Source organism: Gilliamella sp. B2969, assembly GCF_026536195.1.
Classification (GTDB): Bacteria; Pseudomonadota; Gammaproteobacteria; order Enterobacterales; family Orbaceae; genus Gilliamella.
Map to the genome: position 1 here is coordinate 58,800 of NZ_JAFNOP010000013.1, position 19,823 is coordinate 78,622.

The window sequence follows — 19,823 nt, forward strand, 5'->3', positions numbered from 1 at the left end:
TATAGTCTATTTTGTAGTATAAAGGGGATTGATGAATTCTAAATCCCCTTAATCAATGAAATTAGCCTGATCTAAAATCACGATAACATGATTCTTTTTTGGCTAAACTCAGTAGCTTGTAAAGCTGTGTGAAAACAGCGCTTACCATTAAAGTTTTTAATGACTACTAATAAGTAATACAATTTTAAAAAAGTTATCTTAATAAAATAACGTTCTTTTTTGGATTGTGGTTGTATAGCAAATTAGTTATCCATTACTTTTACTTTGATAACGTTAATGTTGCGCTCAACGAATGCATCATAGTATTTATCATCTAAGTTATCATCAGTGATAATAGTATCAACAGCACTTAAATCACATACAACATTGGGGCTACGTCGCCCAAACTTTGAAGAATCTGCTAACAAAATTAATTTAGCAGCAGCTTTACTCATGGCAACACTGCCATGATAACTTTCATTAAATGTGGTTACACCTCCAACTAAATCTACACCATCAGCCCCCATAAAAAGTTTATCAAAAGTGTAACATTCAAAGGCTGCAATTGCTGAGGCATTATTATTATGAAATGATGCCGATTTTCGCCGGAAAGTGCCCCCCGTTAATATTATGGTTTGGTCGTTATCATTAGCAACTAATTCATTAACCATATGTAAACTATTGGTCATAATAGTAAGATTATTGAATCGGGCAAGCATTGGAATCATCTGGGCAACGGTACTACCTGCATCAAAAATAATCGAATCGCCCTCATGAATCAATTTTGCCGCTTCTTTAGCTATCGCTTTTTTTTGCGCAGTATTGATATAAGTTTTATGATCAATCGCCCTATCACCAATTTCCCTATTCAACATAGCCCCACCATAAGTACGCAGGACTAAACCACTTTCATTTAGTTGTGTAAGGTCTTTGCGAATAGTGGTACCTGTTGTTTTAAAATGGGCGACCAATTCATCAACACTGACTTGCCCGTGATTTTGTAGATATTCTAAAATAGCTGTTTGCCGTTGCTTTACTTTCATACCCAGTTACCACCACTTATCATTGTTAACCAACAAAATAAATTTATTTTAAAAAATATTATACTTCATTATGAAAGAAAATACTTTTCAAAATAAAAGTTATTTATTTGTTGTTAATGCAATAGTAAGCGCGCTTTGTGAGGCAAGATCATAGGGAAAAATGTTTTCTGGAATAATATTCGATACCAACATCCCATGTAACTGTGGAATGGGTTTAGGTAAAGCAAACACGGTAATACCTTTCATGCGGACTGAATCAATCACGACCTGATTTTTGTCTAACGATACCGCAATTAAAACCCTTGGTTTAAAACGTTTGGTTTTACTTCGACCAACGCCTAAATACGCCCCTTTTTTTAAAGCTAAAAAAGCTTGATTAAAACGGCGAATTTGCAACCAACTAAATACAATTTGAATACACCAAGCAATTAAAGCAACAATAATAAAAGTGGTTGTCATATTCATATGCGCTTTTCCAGTATTGATTGAGTTAAACAGAGTGCGAAAGCATTAAACTTGCTTTCGCACTTTATTTTAACTAGAACATCACTTGACCGCCAGTAATGTTAATTGATTGCCCAGTACAATAAGAGGCTTTGTCACTTGCATAAAATAGCAGTACATTGAGCACATCTTGATAATCACAACCCCGTTTAAGTGGCACTTTATCAATATATACTTGCTCAACTTCACTCTCTGGAATGCCTAATTTTTTAGCATATTGTGGAATTAGCGATTGAAACATGGGTGATTTAAGCAAATTACCTAACATTAATGAGTTAACAGTAATGCCATGATCAGCAAGATCCAGGGCCAAAGATTGAGTTAAGCCAACACCACCAAATTTAGCTGCACTATATCCTGAATTATGTTTGCTTCCAACTTTACCTGATTTGGAATTGATTTGTATAATTCGCCCCGCTGTTTTATGTTCAATCATTACTTTGGCAAATTCACGCGCACATAAAAAATAACCAGTAAGATTAACATTTACTGACAATTGAAAATCATTTAATGCAAAATTGGTAATTGGCGCTGCTCTGGCAATACCTGCACTGTAAACCATCAAATCAAGACGTTTAAAACAACTATTAACATCTTGAGCTAATTGGATAACACTTTCTTCGTTGGTCGCATCGACACCAAAACCTTTAGCCGTACCTGAACCATGTTTTTGATTAATTGCTTGAGCTACTTTATTAGCATTATCTATATTTAAATCAGCGACAACAACTTGATAACCAGCATCAGCAATACCATGACATAAAAATTCACCGAGTGTTTGCCCACCACCTATAATGACCGCGACTTGTTTCATTTTTATATTCCTTCATTACTTAAAATTTTAATTTCATCATTTACATTAAGTTGAATTGGCAGTTTACCTTGTACATGCACTGTACCTGGCAATTCCGCTTGCTGATTACCATCAAACCTTAGTGTGATATGACCTAATTCACGAAAATTAACGCTAGCAACATCACCAACAGAGGTGATTTGATAAATATGATTACCTAATTGTAATGATTGACCCACGGCGAGTTCCTGTTTTAAATCATCATGATTATGAATAAAACAGTAATCAGCTAAATCTGCTGGTGCGCCTTGTTTGAATAATATCAGCATCCCATCAGCTAAAGTAGCTTGCGCAAAGTCACCAATTTGATTAATAGTTGAATGATAAATAACCTTTGACATTATTAACCTTCTTTCTTCTTTAATGTGCGTTTATTCATTTCAAACTAGACAAAAGATCACAGCTTAAATATCTAGTTTTTCCCACAAATTATTGATAGATAAATAACGATACCGCCCAAGCAATAAGCACGGTTGGGGCGCCTGTTAAAAATCGACTAACCAAAACAGACGGTACGCCAACTCTAACCGTGTCTTGTTTAGCTTCGGCAAGTGATAAACCGACAGGAATAAAATCACATGCAGCTTGTGCATTAATTGCAAAAAGCGCAGGCAAAGCTAAATGCGGCGGAATATTGCCTAGCCCTATTTGTACACCAACTAAGGTACCAATGACTTGTGCAATAACGGCTCCAGGACCTAAAAATGGCGAAAGCAATGGGAAAGAACAAATTAAAGCTAAAATGACTAACCCAATGGGGTTATTGGCTAAAGGAACCAAACCATGAGCAATAAAATCACCTAATCCTGATGCAATAATGATACCGATTAAAGCTGATACAAAAGCCATAAAAGGTAAAATCGTTTTAAGGACAGTGTCGATAGTATCGCGACCAGCTTGGAAAAAAACGGCCACTCCCGATCCCATTCCTATGCCGATTTTGGCCAGTAAACCATCACTCTGTTCAGTAATTTTTTTACGACAGTCATAGTGTTTAAACTCAGAATCTTTATTAGCTTTAGCTTGCTGCGTTTGCGTGACAGAACTCTCTTTAACTGTCTGTGAGTCCTTATCGATTAATTTAATGTTATTAGGTTTTACCGCAGAAACATAAATATCTTCAACAATATATTGAGACAAGGGACCGGATTTACCTGTAGCATGAATATTAATCGTAGGTACACGATTTTTTGGGTAAATACCACAACGTAACGTACCACCACAATCAATTACTGCAACACCGATTTCCTCTTTTGCTGGCTCACCTTCTTTAAAACCATCAATCGCTTCCCAACCCGTTAGTTGAACTAAAGTATCAACGATTGCCGGTCTTGTTCCTGCTGCAATGTAGACAATCTTTTTTCCTTCGATTACAGGTAATTCCAAAGGACCACCCCAACCTGCTTCGCCTTTTTCTATTCGAATAAATTTAGCCATTTTCGTTTCCTCTTTATCTTGATAGATGAATGTTATAGATGTACTTCTCTATCTAATTTAATCCCCATTTTTCTTTCAAAAACGGCAGTACAAAAATCGGTAATCCAACCTCGAAAGAAGTTTGTGACCAAACCAACAAGAAAATAACTAACCGCTAATGGACCTAATGGAAGATTCAACGTTGTTAGTCCAGCAGCAATACCTAAATACACAAACAGCTCACCAGGATTAACATGAGGAAAAAGTCCATTCATCGAGTGACAGCTATAAGAAGAAGCGGCATAGTAACTTGGCTTGTAATACTCTGGCATAAAACGCCCTAAACTTAATGTCATCGGATTACAAAAAACAAAGGTTCCAATTAATGGTAGTAGTAAGTACCGAGAAATTGGATTACCAGCGCAAGCCTGTGCTAGGCGTTCTATACGATCTTGCCCAATAAATTTAATTACTGCATTCATCACAACCAGTAAAGAGATTAATAACGGTAAAATTCCTGTTACCATTCCTACTAATACTTTACCTCCCTCTTGGAATAGCCCTATAAACCATTCAGCACCAAATGAAATAGCGTCAATCATATTGCCTCCTATTAAGTTAAACTTTGTCGACATATTAACAACATTAAAAGAAAAAACTTTTATATAGATCACAATTTGAAACATTTTCTTTCATTTTGAAAGAAAATGTTTCAAAAAAAATGGGAGAACATAAAACAAGACAAAAATAATAGTTTGCTGAAATAGCAGTAATAGCTAAAAATAGTTGATTTTCATTGGACATTAACGCTGAGTTGGCGTAATTTTATATAAGAAAATTTATTTATTATTTAACCGAGGAGAATGTGTTATGGCTAAAACGACTAACTCTACAAAAAGCGCCAAAAAACTTCAACAAGCAGCAATTTTATTCCCAACTGATTTAGGTGAAAAAGCATCAAAAGATATCTCTAGTGCTATGAATTCAGTATTAGCTGATGTATTTGCTTTATATTTAAAAACTAAAAACTTCCATTGGCATGTAAGCGGTCCTCATTTTCGTGATTATCACTTAATGTTAGATGATCATGGTGAAGAATTATTTGCGATGACTGATCCTATCGCTGAACGCGTGCGTAAATTAGGTGGAACCACCCTTCGTTCAATCGGTCATATTTCAAAATTACAAAGTATTTCTGATAATGATGCTGATTTTGTTGAACCATCAGATATGCTTGCTGAACTTTGCCAAGATAATATTAAACTTACATCTCGTATGCGTGAAGCACACGATATTTGCGATAAATATAATGATACCGCTACAGCAAGCTTAATCGAAGAGTGGATCGATCAAACTGAAAGACGTGCTTGGTTCTTATTTGAAACAGGTCGTAAAATGGATTCTTCTGGTCATTAATATTTGTTATATTTAATAATAAATAACAATAATTAAGAGACACAAACTGTGTCTCTTAATTTTATAAGATATTAGGGAGAATAGAAAATGAGTAAAAAAATTGCGGTATTAGTAGGTAGTTTACGCAAGGATTCTTTTAACTTAAAAGTCGCAAAAATATTTCAAGAAATTGCACCTCCATCACTCTCATTACAACTAATTTCTATTGGTGATTTGCCTTTATATAATGAAGATATTGACACCGATACACCACCTTCATCTTACACCCGTTTTCGTCAAGAAATCGCAGCATGCCAAGGCGTTATTTTTGTCACACCTGAGTATAATCGAGGCTTACCAGCTGTTATCAAAAATGCTTTAGATGTGGGTTCTCGTCCTTACGGTAAAAGCGTTTGGTCGAAAAAACCAGCAGCAGTTGTTTCTGTTTCACAAGGTGCAATCGGTGGATTTGGTGCAAATCATCAATTACGCCAATCTTTAGTATTTTTAGATATGCCGACACTACAACAACCCGAAGCTTATATTGGTAATATCAATTCATCATTCGATGAAAACGGCAATATAACGGCAAAAACTAAAGAATTCCTTTCTCTAATCATTAATAGCTATGCAAGTTGGGTTGAAAAACTCAATTAATAGTCCTTTATTTCCGTATTCACAGCCAATATAATTGGCTGTGAATATTTCGCCATTAAGTTAATGCCTTTACATGCCAATATTTTTCCCTAATTGTGAACAAGAATTATTACAACGAGCTGAATTAGCAGCCGGTTATACTTTTGCTGATATCGCAAAATATTTGAATATGCCGATGCCACAAAATCTTACTAAACAAAAAGGTTGGGTTGGCAATCTAATTGAAACTTTTTTGGGAGCAAATGCAGGTAGTAAGGCCGAACGGGATTTTGCTAGTTTAGGCATTGAACTTAAAACCATTCCCATTGATAACCAGGGAAAACCTTTAGAAACCACTTTTGTTAGTGTAGCCCCTTTGATGGCAAACCACGGGGTCATTTGGGAAACAAGTCATGTCAAATATAAATTGACTAAAGTGCTTTGGATCCCAATACAAGGAGAAAGAACTATTGCATTGGCAGATCGCAAAGTTGGTCGTCCTATTTTGTGGATGCCATCCCCCCAACAAGAACAACAGCTAAAACAGGATTGGCAAGAACTGATGGATATGATCACTCTTGGCCAAGTTGAAAAAATTACAGCTCGCTATGGAACCTATTTACAAATTCGCCCCAAAGCGGCTAACGGCCGTGCATTAACAGAAGCAATTGGTGAAAATGGTCAAATTATTTTAACTCGACCTCGCGGTTTTTATTTAAAAAAGTCATTTACTTGGCAAATTTTAAATAACGCAATTAAATAATATTACCACTCAGTTATTTTAATAAATGCTGTAATAAATACCATTAATTTACCACCAACAATATGATTGATAACACTGTAATGATTATCAAACTCTCTGTCCTATTTTTTACCAATCTTCTCACTTTGTTATTTAACTACACCTTATTTTTTACGAAAGCGATTTAGGTGGGATCAATTGTGTCAACAAAAAACAGACTAAGGATATTTTTAAGCATAATACTTGTCTGATTTTTACCTTAGGACTATCAGCGGTATTGCTGAAAAGTTATCTATTGCTAAAAAAGGTATTGTTATTTTCACTAAAAAAATATTCCAACATTTAAACAATGTGTTTAAATTATTAGCTCAAAACGTGTTGCGGCTATCACTATAATGGTCTTTTTTACTAACAAGTTACTGTTGGTTGTATTGTATGCTTTTTACTAAAATTATTAGCGTTGTTACCATTTTCACTATCGCATTGATATGCTGCATAAATGCATAACAAATTTTATTTATAACAGATAAAACAGCGTCCATATTTGGTAATTTTACTGCTAATGTTAAAGGTACATTATTGCCGCTGTTATTAGTGGTTTGCCATTGTATATTTTACGGTGCTGGTTTTGCTATTTTTTGTTTTATCAGGCATTAAAGAAAAAGTTTTACCAAAAACGGATTGTGCAAGCTTATCGTTGTTCATAAAATTATTAGTTAAATTATTCAAGTGACAGTAAAAGAGTTATCAGTTTTATTAAGCTGATAACTCAAATACATCTAATGATTAGGCAAATCACCGACCCAAAAGTCGATTTATAGTGAATTAATTTATTTGATATTGAACATTAATATTTTTGAGTTGCGTTGATAATTGTAAAGTTGTTTCTTTTTAATCGGCAAATCATCAACTTCAGCTGGATTGAACCCTTTTTCTCTAAACCAATGAATACTCCGGGTTGTGAGTACAAAAATTTTTTCCAATCCTAGATTAGTGGCGCTTTCAGCGATTTTTTCGATCAACAGATCGCCGCGCGATGAATTTCGATACTGCGGATGGATAGCAACGCAAGCCATTTCGCCCATTTTTTCTTCGGGATATGGATAAAGTGCTGCACAACCAATAGTCATATTATCACGTTGAATGATTGTAAATTTATCAATTTCCATCTCTAACTGTTCTCGTGAACGTTTAACTAAAATGCCTTGTTCTTCAAGTGGACGAATAAGTTCTAAAATACCACCAATATCGTTGATTGTTGCTGTGCGAATTTGTTCAGAATGTTGCATTGCTACTTGTGTACCAATGCCATCACGCGAGAATAGTTCTTGCAAAATTGCGCCATCGACTAAATAACTGACTAAATGACTTCGTCTTACGCCATTGCGACAAGCTTTCGATGCTGCCCGTAAAAATCGAGCTTCGCTCGAAAGCGGCTTTCCATGCTGTTCTTTTTGATTAACATAGTTATCAGCATCAATAGGAAAAAGATCTGTAATTACTTTACCCTGTTCGTCAAGCACCCCCTGCTCAGCGCAAAAACTAATTAATTTATCGGCTTTCAAACGTATTGCAACTTCGGCTGCAACATCTTCTGAAGATAAATTAAAACTTTCCCCTGTTACCGATACCCCCACAGGTCCAAGTAATACAATTGAACCGCGATTTAATTGCTCATCTATCGCTTCAAAGTTAATTCGGCGAATTTTGCCTGTATGGCAATAATCAATACCATCATCAACACCAAGTGGCTGAGCAATAACAAAATTGCCACTTACCACATTAATATGCGCACCTTGTAATGGCGTATTATTTAAGCACATTGATAGACTGGCTGTAATATTGAGCTGCAATAGCCCTGTAACTTGTTTAACAATATCTAGCGTGTTGGCATCAGTAATTCGCGTATTCTTATGATAGTTAGGTTCAATATTATGATGTTTAAGTGATTCGTCAATTTGATTACGTGCACCATTAACTATAACCAGTTTTATACCAAGACTGTAAAGCAACCCGATATCACTAATAATGCTTGAATAATTATTACTTTTTAATACCGCGCCTGTTAATAAAATTACAAACGTTTTTCCATGATGAGCATTGATATAAGGTACTGAATGTCTTAGCCCTTCGACTAATTCAGTTGTTCTTTCTTTCATCTTAATCACCGTTATCAAAATGAATATTTATTCACATTTATTGTAATTTTATTTATTTTTAATTTAATGGCAAGTAATATTTTCAAAATCGATTAAAAGCTGAAAATTAGACAAATTAAGATCAACGAACATAAATTGATCATAACTGTATTTAACAATAACCACTAAGACCAACCATATTGATTAACAAATGCAGTGATAAACTTGAACTTTAAACCATAGCATTAAATAGGCATGCTTTTTTTAAGCATGCCTTATCATGTTTCATGATTATTAGACAGACAACCCAATAGGTTTAAGAAATGATCTATAAATTATTTTTTGATTGAGCAACTTTTTAATTATTTATCCGTAATTGTATGTGATACGTTAAAAACGGTTCGGTAACGCATCAATACAACAATAGCCAATATGGTACCAATCCCCGCTATTATGGCATCACTCAACATAACATAACGTAAACCCAAATTAGTTGATACCCAGCCAATTAAAAACGGGATTATGGCGGTTGCAATACTGGAAGAAGTAAAAAATATACCCAGCACTTTACCCTTACCTGATGGAAAAAATTCAGCCATGGTGGTAAGTGCAAGTTGTAAAACGCCGCCTGCCGCAGTAAAACCAAGTACAAAACCACCGATCATACATAATGCAGGGGTTGGGTTAAAATACATTACTATCAACATGATAGTTGAAAGTAGTGGATAAAACACAACAATATACACAGGTTTAATTAAGCTTTTCACCAAAAGTGAAGTTAAAAATACACTGGCAAGTGTCCCAATACCATAAGAAGAAAAAGCTTGTACTGCACCCGAAGAATCCATACCCGCAACTGTTTGTGAAAAATCTTTTAAACAAGACGAAACCAGATAAAAGGTCGCGGTTGAAGTGAAACCAATGATGATAAAACAGATACCTTCTATCCAAAAATTAGCCTTTTGTTTTAAAACAGGCGTTGTTTTTTCATTTTTTTCTAGATTCTCTAGCTCTTGCTCTGGCGTGAGTTTGTGGTTTGGAAAAGGCATCTTAAACACTATCAATGCATTTAACCCTAAAATAACGCAACAAAAAATGAATGACCAACCATAATATGCTTGGTTAGCCATAATCATGCCGACAATGATAGGCAACAAGGATTGCCCTGCTGCAATAGCTGCTTTAATTAAAATAGATGCTGAGCCCGGTGATTTAGGAAAAGCTTCCATAAGCGCTGGATAAGTACCAGCATCAAGTGTTGAGTTGGCAATGCCACCTAAAATAGCAAACATAAAGGCAATTTGTACACTCGGGCTAACTAAAATTCCTAGTAGAAAACCGATATAAAACAATCCACCTAAAACAATGAAGGGTTTACGACCAAGTCTGTCGGATAACGATCCCATAATAAATAATACTAATAATCGGCCTATACCCAATCCCATCATCACGTTGTAAACACTTTGCTTTGCTTCGCTGATCAAATTTAATTGTACTGCCGTGAGTACCTCTTTATTTAAAGTAAACAGATAAGCAGATTGTGGATTAAATTGGGCAGCTAAATAATCAATATTTAATCCCAAAATAATCGCGCCCATTCCATGCACAAAGTAGTTGATATATAAACAACTCGCTGTGCCCCAATATCGGTTTTTCATTCCTCAATTCCTATATATATCAAAAAGGTATTATTTTTAATTTTGTTTTAATATTGAACACAAATACTTAAATCAATCATTATATTTTTGTAATATCAATAACGTTTTTAAATCGATAAAAAACAATTGAACCTAAGATTAAACTTAATGACGCAATAAAAAAATCAATCAAAATTGCATAACTAACATCAATCATAGCAAGTTTTGGCACAATCAGTGGAATAACCACAAACGATAATCCACTAAAAGTATACATACAACCAACAGCAAGGCCTTTACGGCTTGGAAACATTTGTTGCATTACCACTAAAGTTAATTGAAGTACACCACCGGCTGCGGTAAATCCCATACCAATTGCTGCAATAACGCACATAACAGGTGAAATATTAAAATAAAAAATAATCAGAACAATAGCTGACAATGCAGGTAATATTATGATGCAAAAGATAGGTTTCAAAAAATGTTTAACGACAAAAGCAGTCACAAATACCGATATAATCGATGCGGTACTGTAATAGCTAATTAATTGTTTAGCATCAAGGTCACTCATATTTACGCCTTCAGTTGCGATAGTTGGCAACCATTGCAAAATAATGACAAATGTTGCTGTTGTAGTAAATCCCATAATGATCAATAAAATGCCTTCAAATGCAAATTTAGGATGGCTTTTGAAATAGTTCTCTGAACCTTGGCCACCTTTAATTGAAGTATCTTTGTGAGGAAATTTTTTAGGTAATAATAATATGCCATTTATCACTAAATAGGCCGTAAAGCCAAGAAAAGCCCAACCATACCAAATTTGATTAGTGTCAAAAAAAGTAACGATAAAAGGAAGTACTAAAGTCCCAATAGAAATAAACGCTTTTATTAACACACTTGCTGAACCGGCAGAACTTGGAAAGCATTCAGTCAATGCAGGCATGGAACCTGTGTCTAAAAAAGAATTCCCCGCCCCAACTGCAATGGCCAGACAAAAAGCGAGATGAATGTTGGTACAAAATATCATACCAATAAAGAAAACCGCGTAACACGCCATACCGAGGAAAATAAAAAGCTTACGACCAAATTTATCTGAAAGTATTCCACCAACAAACATTAAAAAGATTTTTCCAATACCTATACCTGAAGCAACATAGCCTAATCCAATAAGATCTGTGTTAAGCTGTTTTGTAAGATCAATGGAAAATTGCATAATCACAATTAGTGCAATACTTTGAATGATATAATTAGCGTAAATAGACCCGACAATTCCATAAGAATTGACTTTTAACGTATCCATTTGTCGTACTCCATATTTGAAATATATTTAAAACTAAACTGTTAATCGAATTCAATATACAAGTATTAATATTAATCTAAAAGCGATAACTATTAATTTATTAAGAATATTTTACTGATATTACTTTACCAACTCTATGATGGTTAACAAAACCAATAGATGAGGCAGATAAATTAGTAAAACCCGATAACTTTTCATAAAAAATACCACATAATAATGTGGTATTTTATCTAGGTTTAGGCAAAACAAGTTGATTAATTATTCAACATTTCAAGCATTTGGCTTAAAATTTGATGTTCATCTTGATCGACATTAACAACATAATGGGCGGCATCATGATATAAAGGCAATCGTTCCGCTACGACTTTTTCCATTTCATCTACAATTGATAAACCCGTAAGAGAAGGACGCTGAGCAATATTTGGATCTTTCATTAAACGAGCTGCTAACGTCGCCGCTGGCGCAGAAAGAAAGATAACAATACCATTTTGTTTCATAAATTGGCGATTATGATCCGCTAAAACCATTCCACCACCTGTAGCAATGACCCGATTAGGTTTTGCTGTATCAATCAGTACTTGGCTTTCTCTTGCCCTAAACCCTTCCCAGCCCTCTTTTTCAACAATTTCGGCCACTGTTTTTTGGGTGGTTTCGAGTAAATGACAATCTGTATCAATGAAAGAAAACGATAGCTTATTTGCTAACATTTTTCCCATTGTTGTTTTGCCAGCTGCTCTTGCGCCGACGAGAAAAATTGGTTTATTCATATTGGGTCCTTTCAGATTGACAGATCTCAGAATATTTTGTCTATGCTAGTGATTCACTTTATCTTTTGCAACATTTTTTTTACATTTAATCTTGTAAAAATAAATACTATTGATTTATATGAATATGTTTTTCATAAAACTGTCAAATAATGTAAAATAATATTTACACCAATAAGATTATTAAGCATTCATATTACAAATAATAACCGCTAGCACAGTTTTTCTAGACCTCGAAAATAAAGTTCAGTAGCAATGGATTGGTGTAATCGCCATTGAATCACATCAAGATCTGGATTGACTTTTTTAAACTCTTCATATGTCATGAAGTAACGAATAGTATTACTGCCAACCCGATCATTAATGCCTTTAATGATAAGATTGATTTTATCGTGGCGAATTTTTTTTAATTCTTGCATCGCTGTTGCTACAAATTCAGGAACAGGCAACTTACCGCTTTCCCAGTCATGCCAAGTTTTAATGTCTGTTTTACCAATATATTCACTCGCTTCTAGCACTTTTAACATCAAAAAACGACGATAAGCTTGCAATTCAAGATTTGTCATAAATACTCCTTGTATTCACATTGTGAAATTACAAAATTCATTAAATTTATATCCAGGCAATCAATATGTCAGAATAATAGAACAATATGATCAATGTTCTAACATACATCAAATTAACATTGATAAGATGTATGTTATTTTTTCAATATTTATTTTGCTGCTAGCGCGTCTATTACCGCTTGTTTTGCTCGTTGAGACAGTTCTTTTCCTGTCCAAATATTAAATTGTGCATTTGCTTGACCAATAAACATCTCACGACCAGAAATTGATTCCCAGCCCGCGTTGTGAGCTTCTTGTCTAAATTTTGTATTATATGGCGTATAAACAATGTCATAAGCTAAGCCCTTTCCTTTAAACCACGCCTGTTCATAAGGAGTTTGGTCTTCAAATTTGCCTTGCATGCCTAATGGGGTTGAGTTAACAATGATTTGAGCCTCAACTTTGCTACGATCTTCCCAATCAACAATTTTAAGGTTGAACTCTTTGGCTAGTGCTTCGGGTAGTTCTTTAGAAATATCACTAACGGTAATATCGGTATAACCGAGATCCTGCAAACCCACTACAGCAGCGCGAGCTGCGCCCCCAGCGCCTAACAATAAAACCTTTTTATAGTCGGCAGGTAATTTTTTTTGTCTTAATGGCTCCATAAAACCAACAATATCAGTATTGTCACCACAAAGCTTGTCACCATCCCAATAAACTAAATTTGCTGCGCCTGCTTTTTTAACATGATCAGTAACATAATCTAAATAAGGAATAATTGTTTGTTTATGAGGAATAGTGACACATAAACCGCGAATATTTAGTAATCGAACCGATTTGAACAGGTTAGGTATCTCTTCTGGAGGCGTTGGAAATGCAACCAATACAGCTGGAATATTATAATCTTGAAACGAAGTAGTATGAATTAATGGGCTCATTGTATGCCCTAACGGATAACCGATAATGCCATAGATGTCATATGGCTTAAACTGGTTCATATAATCTCCTTGAAAGTTAGAAAATTAAATCAAAAAATATATTTATCATTTAGTATTAAAGCATATTTATTATAAAATAAAACGATTTTTGTATTTAACTAAAGTAAAGCTCGTTATAAAATAGAAGCAAATTGATAGGTACCTTTATCTTTTTATATCAATCGTTGCTCATAGTGAACTTATTTTTAGTCTAAAATAAGATAATACTTGAGAATCTTTGCATAACAGCGTATACTTCGCTACCTCATTATTATGGGTGTAGTGTGAGAGGTTAGACTGCTTCTCAAATAGAACTGCAGCAAACTAAAAGCCTGACGAGGTTAATTCCATTAACATATTACGCCCAAGGCTTAAGCATAGAAATTTCGGAGAATTATTGACATGTCACGAGTATGCCAAGTAACAGGAAAAGGTCCTTTAGTGGGAAATAATCGTTCTCATGCGATGAATGCTACTAAACGTCGTTTTCTACCAAACCTTCAAACTCACCGTTTCTGGATTGAGAGTGAAAAACGTTTTGTAAAATTACGTGTATCAGCTAAAGGTATGCGTACTATCGATAAAAAGGGTATTGATGCAGTTTTAGCTGAACTTCGTGCCCGTGGTGAAAAGTACTAATAAGGAAACCATATCATGGCTAAAGGTGTACGTGAAAAAATTAGATTAGTTTCTTCTGCTGGTACCGGTCATTTTTATACCACTAGCAAAAACAAAAGAACCATGCCTGAAAAGATGGAGATCAAAAAATATGATCCTGTTGTTCGTCAGCATGTTGTTTATAAAGAAGCTAAAATTAAATAGTTTTGTATAAACGAGAAACCCAGCAAATGCTGGGTTTTTTTATATCTATCTAAAAACAAAAAATATAATTAATATCAAAAATATTACATCAATTGATCTTTATCTTCTATTAGAAAATAACCGAGCACTATTTCCGTTATTAATAGTATTATTTTTAAGTCAGTTTATAATTACTACCTGACTAGACGGCTATTTATGATGAATCATCATTTTTCTAGTTAAAATAAAAGCTTCCATTTTTATAAACAGAAGCTTTTGATAGTAATACACTAATACCTAGATTATTTTAAATATTTTTGTTCATAAGCTCTGGCTTTTGTATCATCAAATGCATTTTCCCAACGTGCAATAACAATTGCCGCTAATGCATTACCAACCACATTAACAACAGTTCGACCCATATCTAAAATACGCTCGACTCCCATAATATAGCCTATACCTTCTAGTGGTATACCGACACTTCCGAGTGTTGCAGATAGCACTAATATTGAAGCACCAGGTACGCCAGCAATACCTTTAGAGGCTATCATTAGAGTAATAACAATAATAATTTGATCTATAATGCTTAAATCCATACCAAATAGCTGAGCTAAGAAGATAACGGTAATACTTTGGTATAAAGTCGATCCATCTAAGTTAAATGAATAACCGGTTGGAATAACAAAACTGGTTATCGCTTTAGGCGCGCCATAAGCTTCCATTTTTTCGATGATTTTTGGCAATGCTGTTTCAGAGCTGGCCGTTGAAAATGCAATGACTAATTCTTCTTTTAAAATTCTCAGTAATTTAAAAATACTAAATTTACAGAGTTTACACACAATACCTAATACTACTATGGTAAAAACAATCATTGCCGAATATACGGTCAAAATTAGTTTGAATAGTGGTAATAAAGATTCGAATCCATATTTAGCCACCGTGACAGTAATAAGAGCAAATACCCCAATTGGCGCATAACGCATGATCATATTTGTCACTTTGAACATGGTATCAGAAACAACTTTTAAGAAGAATACAAATGGTTCGCGTTGTTTATCTGGTAAAGACATTAAACCTAAACCAAAAAACACACAGAAGAAAATTACAGGTAAAACCGCACCATCCGTCATTGCTTTAAAAATATTGGCAGGAATCATGTCTAAAATCATAACAATAAGGCCATGAGGTTTTCCACTTAGTTCCTCCGCTGCTTTTGCATATTTACTCACATCAGTTGTGGCTAAAGTTGAAGAGTCAATACCTGCACCTGGCGCGAAAACATTGCCCCATAAAAGACCCAATAAAATAGCGATGGTAGTAATTATCTCAAAATAGAGTATTGTTTTAAACCCTAACGTCCCTAATCGTTTTGAGCCGCCGATACCTGCAATACCAAGTGTTAATGTACTTAATATAATAGGTAATACAATCATTTTAATTAAACGAATAAAGATATCACCCGCAGGTTGGAAAATATTAACGATAGAGAATTGATAATAAGAATGTAAAGGGTGAGTTGGAACAGAAAGTTCGAACAGATAAGCCCCCATTGCTACACCTAAGATCAAGGCAATTAAAATTTGCCACGCAAGATTTGTTAAAATTTTTTTTATAAAAAATGACATCAAATACTGTTCCTTTTCCTGATTTTCTAAAATAAAAAAGGATTAGCTATATTAACTAATCCTTTTTAATAATTAAAAATTATTCTTCGGATTCCTCTAATGAATCAGTCCGTTGTTCACCTTGGTTCGAGGGAAATTCAGACTCGTTATCATCATCCTCTGTTTCAGCAATTCGCTGCAATCCGACAACTTTTTCACTTTCAGCCGTTCGAATAAGCATAACACCTTGCGTATTTCGACCAACAATGCTCACTTCTGATACACGCGTGCGAACTAACGTTCCTGCATCAGTGATCAACATAATTTGATCGGTTTCATCAACTTGTACAGCTCCAACAACTGCTCCATTTCGCTCACTGACCTTAATAGAAATTACACCTTTAGTTGCGCGTGATTTAGTTGGATATAATTCTTGTTCAGTACGTTTACCATAACCGTTTTGAGTAGCAGTTAAAATTGCGCCATTACCTCGAGGAACAATGAGTGAGACTACTTTATCATCACCTTCTAATTTAATACCCCGAACACCGGTCGCAGTTCGTCCCATGCAGCGAACTTTATTCGCCGGGAAGCGAACAACTTTACCATTAGCTGAAAATAACATAATGTCTTCTGTATTAGAGATTTGAGAGACTTCGTCATCATTATCTGTCTCATCAACAATTACATCATCATTGAGCTCTTCATCATCAACGGTATCTGATGTTTCATTACTTGTTAGATCCACACCGATAAGTTCATCATCATCACGTAGGTTAATGGCGATAATACCACCACTACGAGGACGACTAAATTCAATTAGTGAGGTTTTCTTAACTGTACCTTGTGCCGTTGCCATAAACACACAATGTTCGTCATCAAATTCCCGAACCGGTAAAATTGCAGTAATACGCTCATCTGCTTCAAGTGGTAATAGATTAATAATTGGACGACCACGAGAACCACGACTTGCTTCAGGTAATTGGTAAACTTTCATCCAATATAATCGGCCACGGCTAGAGAAACAAAGAATTGTATCATGCGTATTGGCGACCAGTAGTTTTTCAACAAAATCTTCTTCTTTAATTTTGGTCGCCGATTTACCTTTGCCACCACGACGTTGTGCTTCATAATCAGAAAGCGGTTGATATTTCACATAGCCTTGGTGAGAAAGGGTAACAACCACGTCTTCTTGCGCGATAAGATCTTCAATATTAATATCAGCACTGCTAGCTGTAATTTCAGTTCGTCTTGCATCTTGGAATTGATCTCGAACCGCTTCGAGCTCTTCACGAATGACTTCCATCAATCTTTCTGGACTTGCTAAAATATGCAATAGTTCACCGATTTGAATAAGTAACGCTTTGTATTCATCAAGAATTTTTTCGTGTTCAAGACCTGTTAAGCGATGTAAGCGTAGATCTAAGATAGCTTGCGCTTGTGCTTCAGATAAATAATAGTGACCATCACGAATACCAAATTCTGGTGCTAATTCTTCTGGTCGCGCAGCATCATTACCCGCTTTTTCAAGCATTGCAGCGACATTACCTAACTGCCAAGCTTGCGCCAATAATTTAGTTTTCGCTTCGCTTGGCGTTGATGCAGCACGAATTAACTCAATAACAGGATCGATATTGGCAAGTGCTATTGCTAAACCTTCTAAAACATGGGCACGTTCACGAGCTTTACGGAGTTCATATATCGTTCGGCGCGTAACCACTTCACGGCGATGAAGCACAAATGCTTCAATCATTTCACGTAAGTTTAATAGTTTTGGTTGCCCTTTATGTAAAGCAACCATATTAATACCGAATGAAACTTGTAGCTGCGTCAAAGAGAAAAGATTATTTAATACCACTTCAGCAACAGCATCGCGTTTAACTTCGATCACAATACGCATCCCATCTTTATCTGATTCATCGCGTAGTGCTGAAATACCTTCTACTTTTTTATCTTTGACTAACTCAGCTATCTTTTCTATTAACTTTTTCTTGTTAACTTGATATGGAATTTCATTAACAATAATCGTTTCACGACCTGAATGGTCATCAACTTCAATGGTTGCTTTTGAGCGGATATAAATGATGCCTCGACCGGTACGGTAAGCATTTTCAATACCCTTACGACCATTAATTAACGCTGCCGTTGGAAAATCAGGCCCATGAATATGCTCCATCAAACCATCAACAGAAATGTTTTCATCTTCAATAAAAGCAAGGCAACCATTAATCACTTCAGATAAATTATGTGGTGGAATATTCGTTGCCATACCAACTGCAATTCCTGATGAGCCATTAATTAATAAGTTAGGGATACGTGTTGGTAACACGTCTGGAATCATCTCGGATCCATCATAGTTAGGTGAAAAATCAACGGTTTCTTTATCAAGATCCGTCAATAATGCACCTGCAAATTTTTGCATACGAATTTCGGTATAACGCATTGCAGCAGCAGAGTCACCATCAACTGAACCGAAGTTTCCTTGCCCATCAACTAACATATAGCGTAATGAAAATGGCTGTGCCATACGCACAATCGTATCATAAACAGCAGAATCACCATGAGGGTGATACTTACCGATGACATCCCCAACAACACGCGCTGATTTTCGATAAGGTTTATTCCAATCATATCCAGCTTCGTTCATGGCAAATAAAACCCGACGATGAACCGGTTTTAAACCGTCACGCACATCGGGTAAAGCACGCCCAACAATGACAGACATTGCATAGTCAAGATAAGAGGATTTTAATTCATCTTCAATATTAACGGGGGTTATCTCTTTGGCTAGTTCGGTCATAACACCATGTTCTCTTATTAATTTAGATCATCAAAATAGCTTATAATTATAGCATAAAAACACTATTAATGCAGAACTAAACTGTTTTTATTTCAACTTATTCACCATGAATAAACAATGTATTTTCAATTAATTGGCACAAGCAGTTTAGAATCATTGCATGCATCTCGTAAGCCATCACTTTTTTATAGGAGGGAACTCTAATTTCAATATCATTTTGGCTAAGTAAACCAATCACTTCACCACCATCAAAAGCGGTAAGTGCAACAATTTTCATATCTTTAATCACCGCCTCTTGTACCGCCCGTATAATTGATCGACTGTTACCTTGGCTAGTTGCTATAATCAAAATATCACCTTGTTGACCCAAGGCTTGAATTTGACGTGCGTAAACTTCTTCATGAGTGGCAATAGCGCTTAATAATACATTATCAGAAACTAAAGCTAAGGCAGGAATACTGGGTCTTTCTATATTAATGCTAGTCATCAATCGTGAGGTAAAACTTTGAACGTTTGCAGCGGAAGAACCATTGCCACAACTCATAATTTTATTGCCATTAAGTAAACCTTGAACAATGATATTGGCTGCTTTTTCGATTGATGAACCTAAAGACTCCGCCATTACAATTTGTGTTTGAATACTTTCAGTAAAATAATTTTTAATTAAATCTTGCACGTTTTTCACC

General features: G+C 35.2%; 20 protein-coding genes. 5 read left to right on the plus strand and 15 right to left on the minus strand.

The genetic code is table 11. The annotated features are described in order from the left end of the window. Window positions 1-242: 242 nt before the first annotated feature. The 6 genes from srlR to srlA form a co-directional block, all read right to left on the minus strand. Window positions 243-1,022, minus strand: a complete 780-nt coding sequence (srlR, locus tag J3U66_RS11600) for a glucitol operon DNA-binding transcriptional repressor SrlR (RefSeq protein WP_267334282.1) — start codon at window positions 1,020-1,022, stop codon at window positions 243-245. Window positions 1,023-1,121: 99 nt separating this feature from the next. Then, window positions 1,122-1,487 carry a transcriptional regulator GutM gene (locus J3U66_RS11605; RefSeq protein WP_267334281.1) on the minus strand — a complete coding sequence of 122 codons (366 nt, stop codon included), beginning with the start codon at window positions 1,485-1,487 and terminating at the stop codon, window positions 1,122-1,124. A 73-nt stretch (window positions 1,488-1,560) separates the two neighbouring features. After that, window positions 1,561-2,340: a sorbitol-6-phosphate dehydrogenase gene (gene srlD / locus J3U66_RS11610; protein ID WP_267334280.1), complete on the minus strand. Its 780-nt coding sequence runs from the start codon at window positions 2,338-2,340 to the stop codon at window positions 1,561-1,563. Between the two features lie 2 nt (window positions 2,341-2,342). Continuing rightward, the gene (gene srlB, locus J3U66_RS11615; protein ID WP_267334279.1) at window positions 2,343-2,720 is read right to left on the minus strand and encodes a PTS glucitol/sorbitol transporter subunit IIA; all 378 of its coding nucleotides are present in this window, start codon (window positions 2,718-2,720) and stop codon (window positions 2,343-2,345) included. 88 nt (window positions 2,721-2,808) lie between these two features. Beyond that, window positions 2,809-3,816: a PTS glucitol/sorbitol transporter subunit IIB gene (locus J3U66_RS11620; protein ID WP_267349077.1), complete on the minus strand. Its 1,008-nt coding sequence runs from the start codon at window positions 3,814-3,816 to the stop codon at window positions 2,809-2,811. A gap of 32 nt (window positions 3,817-3,848) precedes the next feature. After that, on the minus strand, window positions 3,849-4,397 hold the full coding sequence (gene srlA, locus J3U66_RS11625) for a glucitol/sorbitol-specific PTS transporter subunit IIC (RefSeq protein WP_065633991.1): 549 nt from the start codon (window positions 4,395-4,397) through the stop codon (window positions 3,849-3,851). A 268-nt stretch (window positions 4,398-4,665) separates the two neighbouring features. Between srlA and J3U66_RS11630 the strand changes: the two genes are divergently transcribed. From J3U66_RS11630 to mutH, 3 genes are all read left to right on the plus strand, one after another. Further along, window positions 4,666-5,211, plus strand: coding sequence for a Dps family protein (locus J3U66_RS11630; RefSeq protein WP_065633990.1), 546 nt, complete (start codon window positions 4,666-4,668; stop codon window positions 5,209-5,211). 87 nt (window positions 5,212-5,298) lie between these two features. Beyond that, window positions 5,299-5,847 carry an NADPH-dependent FMN reductase gene (locus J3U66_RS11635; protein ID WP_267334277.1) on the plus strand — a complete coding sequence of 183 codons (549 nt, stop codon included), beginning with the start codon at window positions 5,299-5,301 and terminating at the stop codon, window positions 5,845-5,847. 73 nt (window positions 5,848-5,920) lie between these two features. Continuing rightward, the gene (mutH, locus tag J3U66_RS11640; RefSeq protein WP_267349079.1) at window positions 5,921-6,589 is read left to right on the plus strand and encodes a DNA mismatch repair endonuclease MutH; all 669 of its coding nucleotides are present in this window, start codon (window positions 5,921-5,923) and stop codon (window positions 6,587-6,589) included. 809 nt (window positions 6,590-7,398) lie between these two features. Here mutH and argA read toward each other — a convergent pair. The 6 genes from argA to aroE form a co-directional block, all read right to left on the minus strand. Beyond that, entirely contained in the window at window positions 7,399-8,727 is a 1,329-nt protein-coding gene (gene argA, locus J3U66_RS11645; protein ID WP_267334275.1) for an amino-acid N-acetyltransferase, read from the minus strand. A gap of 341 nt (window positions 8,728-9,068) precedes the next feature. Further along, window positions 9,069-10,364 carry an MFS transporter gene (locus tag J3U66_RS11650; RefSeq protein ID WP_267334274.1) on the minus strand — a complete coding sequence of 432 codons (1,296 nt, stop codon included), beginning with the start codon at window positions 10,362-10,364 and terminating at the stop codon, window positions 9,069-9,071. Window positions 10,365-10,443: 79 nt separating this feature from the next. Next, window positions 10,444-11,643, minus strand: coding sequence for an MFS transporter (locus J3U66_RS11655; protein ID WP_267334273.1), 1,200 nt, complete (start codon window positions 11,641-11,643; stop codon window positions 10,444-10,446). Window positions 11,644-11,897: 254 nt separating this feature from the next. Beyond that, window positions 11,898-12,410: a shikimate kinase AroL gene (gene aroL / locus J3U66_RS11660; RefSeq protein ID WP_065633983.1), complete on the minus strand. Its 513-nt coding sequence runs from the start codon at window positions 12,408-12,410 to the stop codon at window positions 11,898-11,900. Window positions 12,411-12,619: 209 nt separating this feature from the next. Then, window positions 12,620-12,973, minus strand: a complete 354-nt coding sequence (locus J3U66_RS11665) for a DUF1870 family protein (RefSeq protein WP_267334272.1) — start codon at window positions 12,971-12,973, stop codon at window positions 12,620-12,622. Between the two features lie 149 nt (window positions 12,974-13,122). Beyond that, on the minus strand, window positions 13,123-13,953 hold the full coding sequence (aroE, locus tag J3U66_RS11670; protein WP_267349081.1) for a shikimate dehydrogenase: 831 nt from the start codon (window positions 13,951-13,953) through the stop codon (window positions 13,123-13,125). Window positions 13,954-14,334: 381 nt separating this feature from the next. On the opposite strand from aroE, the gene rpmB reads away from it, so the two are divergent. Both rpmB and rpmG read left to right on the plus strand, forming a co-directional pair. After that, window positions 14,335-14,571: a 50S ribosomal protein L28 gene (gene rpmB, locus J3U66_RS11675; RefSeq protein WP_034884345.1), complete on the plus strand. Its 237-nt coding sequence runs from the start codon at window positions 14,335-14,337 to the stop codon at window positions 14,569-14,571. 15 nt (window positions 14,572-14,586) lie between these two features. Next, window positions 14,587-14,754: a 50S ribosomal protein L33 gene (gene rpmG, locus J3U66_RS11680; protein ID WP_034884348.1), complete on the plus strand. Its 168-nt coding sequence runs from the start codon at window positions 14,587-14,589 to the stop codon at window positions 14,752-14,754. 281 nt (window positions 14,755-15,035) lie between these two features. Here rpmG and gltP read toward each other — a convergent pair whose 3' ends face one another. The 3 genes from gltP to J3U66_RS11695 form a co-directional block, all read right to left on the minus strand. Continuing rightward, window positions 15,036-16,346 (minus strand): glutamate/aspartate:proton symporter GltP, encoded by a 1,311-nt coding sequence (gene gltP, locus J3U66_RS11685; protein WP_065634049.1) that lies wholly within the window; start codon window positions 16,344-16,346, stop codon window positions 15,036-15,038. A gap of 91 nt (window positions 16,347-16,437) precedes the next feature. Continuing rightward, the gene (gene gyrA, locus J3U66_RS11690; RefSeq protein ID WP_267334270.1) at window positions 16,438-19,137 is read right to left on the minus strand and encodes a DNA topoisomerase (ATP-hydrolyzing) subunit A; all 2,700 of its coding nucleotides are present in this window, start codon (window positions 19,135-19,137) and stop codon (window positions 16,438-16,440) included. A gap of 97 nt (window positions 19,138-19,234) precedes the next feature. Then, window positions 19,235-19,813: an SIS domain-containing protein gene (locus J3U66_RS11695; protein WP_267334269.1), complete on the minus strand. Its 579-nt coding sequence runs from the start codon at window positions 19,811-19,813 to the stop codon at window positions 19,235-19,237. Window positions 19,814-19,823: the final 10 nt, after the last annotated feature.

Excerpts from the sequence above, each read along its gene's own strand:
- srlR (WP_267334282.1), bottom strand. The coding sequence starts at position 1,022 with ATGAAAGTAAAGCAACGGCAAACAGCTATTTTAGAATATCTACAAAAT.
- J3U66_RS11605 (WP_267334281.1), bottom strand. The coding sequence starts at position 1,487 with ATGAATATGACAACCACTTTTATTATTGTTGCTTTAATTGCTTGGTGT.
- srlD (WP_267334280.1), bottom strand. The coding sequence starts at position 2,340 with ATGAAACAAGTCGCGGTCATTATAGGTGGTGGGCAAACACTCGGTGAA.
- srlB (WP_267334279.1), bottom strand. The coding sequence starts at position 2,720 with ATGTCAAAGGTTATTTATCATTCAACTATTAATCAAATTGGTGACTTT.
- J3U66_RS11620 (WP_267349077.1), bottom strand. The coding sequence starts at position 3,816 with ATGGCTAAATTTATTCGAATAGAAAAAGGCGAAGCAGGTTGGGGTGGT.
- srlA (WP_065633991.1), bottom strand. The coding sequence starts at position 4,397 with ATGATTGACGCTATTTCATTTGGTGCTGAATGGTTTATAGGGCTATTC.
- J3U66_RS11630 (WP_065633990.1), top strand. The coding sequence starts at position 4,666 with ATGGCTAAAACGACTAACTCTACAAAAAGCGCCAAAAAACTTCAACAA.
- J3U66_RS11635 (WP_267334277.1), top strand. The coding sequence starts at position 5,299 with ATGAGTAAAAAAATTGCGGTATTAGTAGGTAGTTTACGCAAGGATTCT.
- mutH (WP_267349079.1), top strand. The coding sequence starts at position 5,921 with ATGCCAATATTTTTCCCTAATTGTGAACAAGAATTATTACAACGAGCT.
- argA (WP_267334275.1), bottom strand. The coding sequence starts at position 8,727 with ATGAAAGAAAGAACAACTGAATTAGTCGAAGGGCTAAGACATTCAGTA.
- J3U66_RS11650 (WP_267334274.1), bottom strand. The coding sequence starts at position 10,364 with ATGAAAAACCGATATTGGGGCACAGCGAGTTGTTTATATATCAACTAC.
- J3U66_RS11655 (WP_267334273.1), bottom strand. The coding sequence starts at position 11,643 with ATGGATACGTTAAAAGTCAATTCTTATGGAATTGTCGGGTCTATTTAC.
- aroL (WP_065633983.1), bottom strand. The coding sequence starts at position 12,410 with ATGAATAAACCAATTTTTCTCGTCGGCGCAAGAGCAGCTGGCAAAACA.
- J3U66_RS11665 (WP_267334272.1), bottom strand. The coding sequence starts at position 12,973 with ATGACAAATCTTGAATTGCAAGCTTATCGTCGTTTTTTGATGTTAAAA.
- aroE (WP_267349081.1), bottom strand. The coding sequence starts at position 13,953 with ATGAACCAGTTTAAGCCATATGACATCTATGGCATTATCGGTTATCCG.
- rpmB (WP_034884345.1), top strand. The coding sequence starts at position 14,335 with ATGTCACGAGTATGCCAAGTAACAGGAAAAGGTCCTTTAGTGGGAAAT.
- rpmG (WP_034884348.1), top strand. The coding sequence starts at position 14,587 with ATGGCTAAAGGTGTACGTGAAAAAATTAGATTAGTTTCTTCTGCTGGT.
- gyrA (WP_267334270.1), bottom strand. The coding sequence starts at position 19,137 with ATGACCGAACTAGCCAAAGAGATAACCCCCGTTAATATTGAAGATGAA.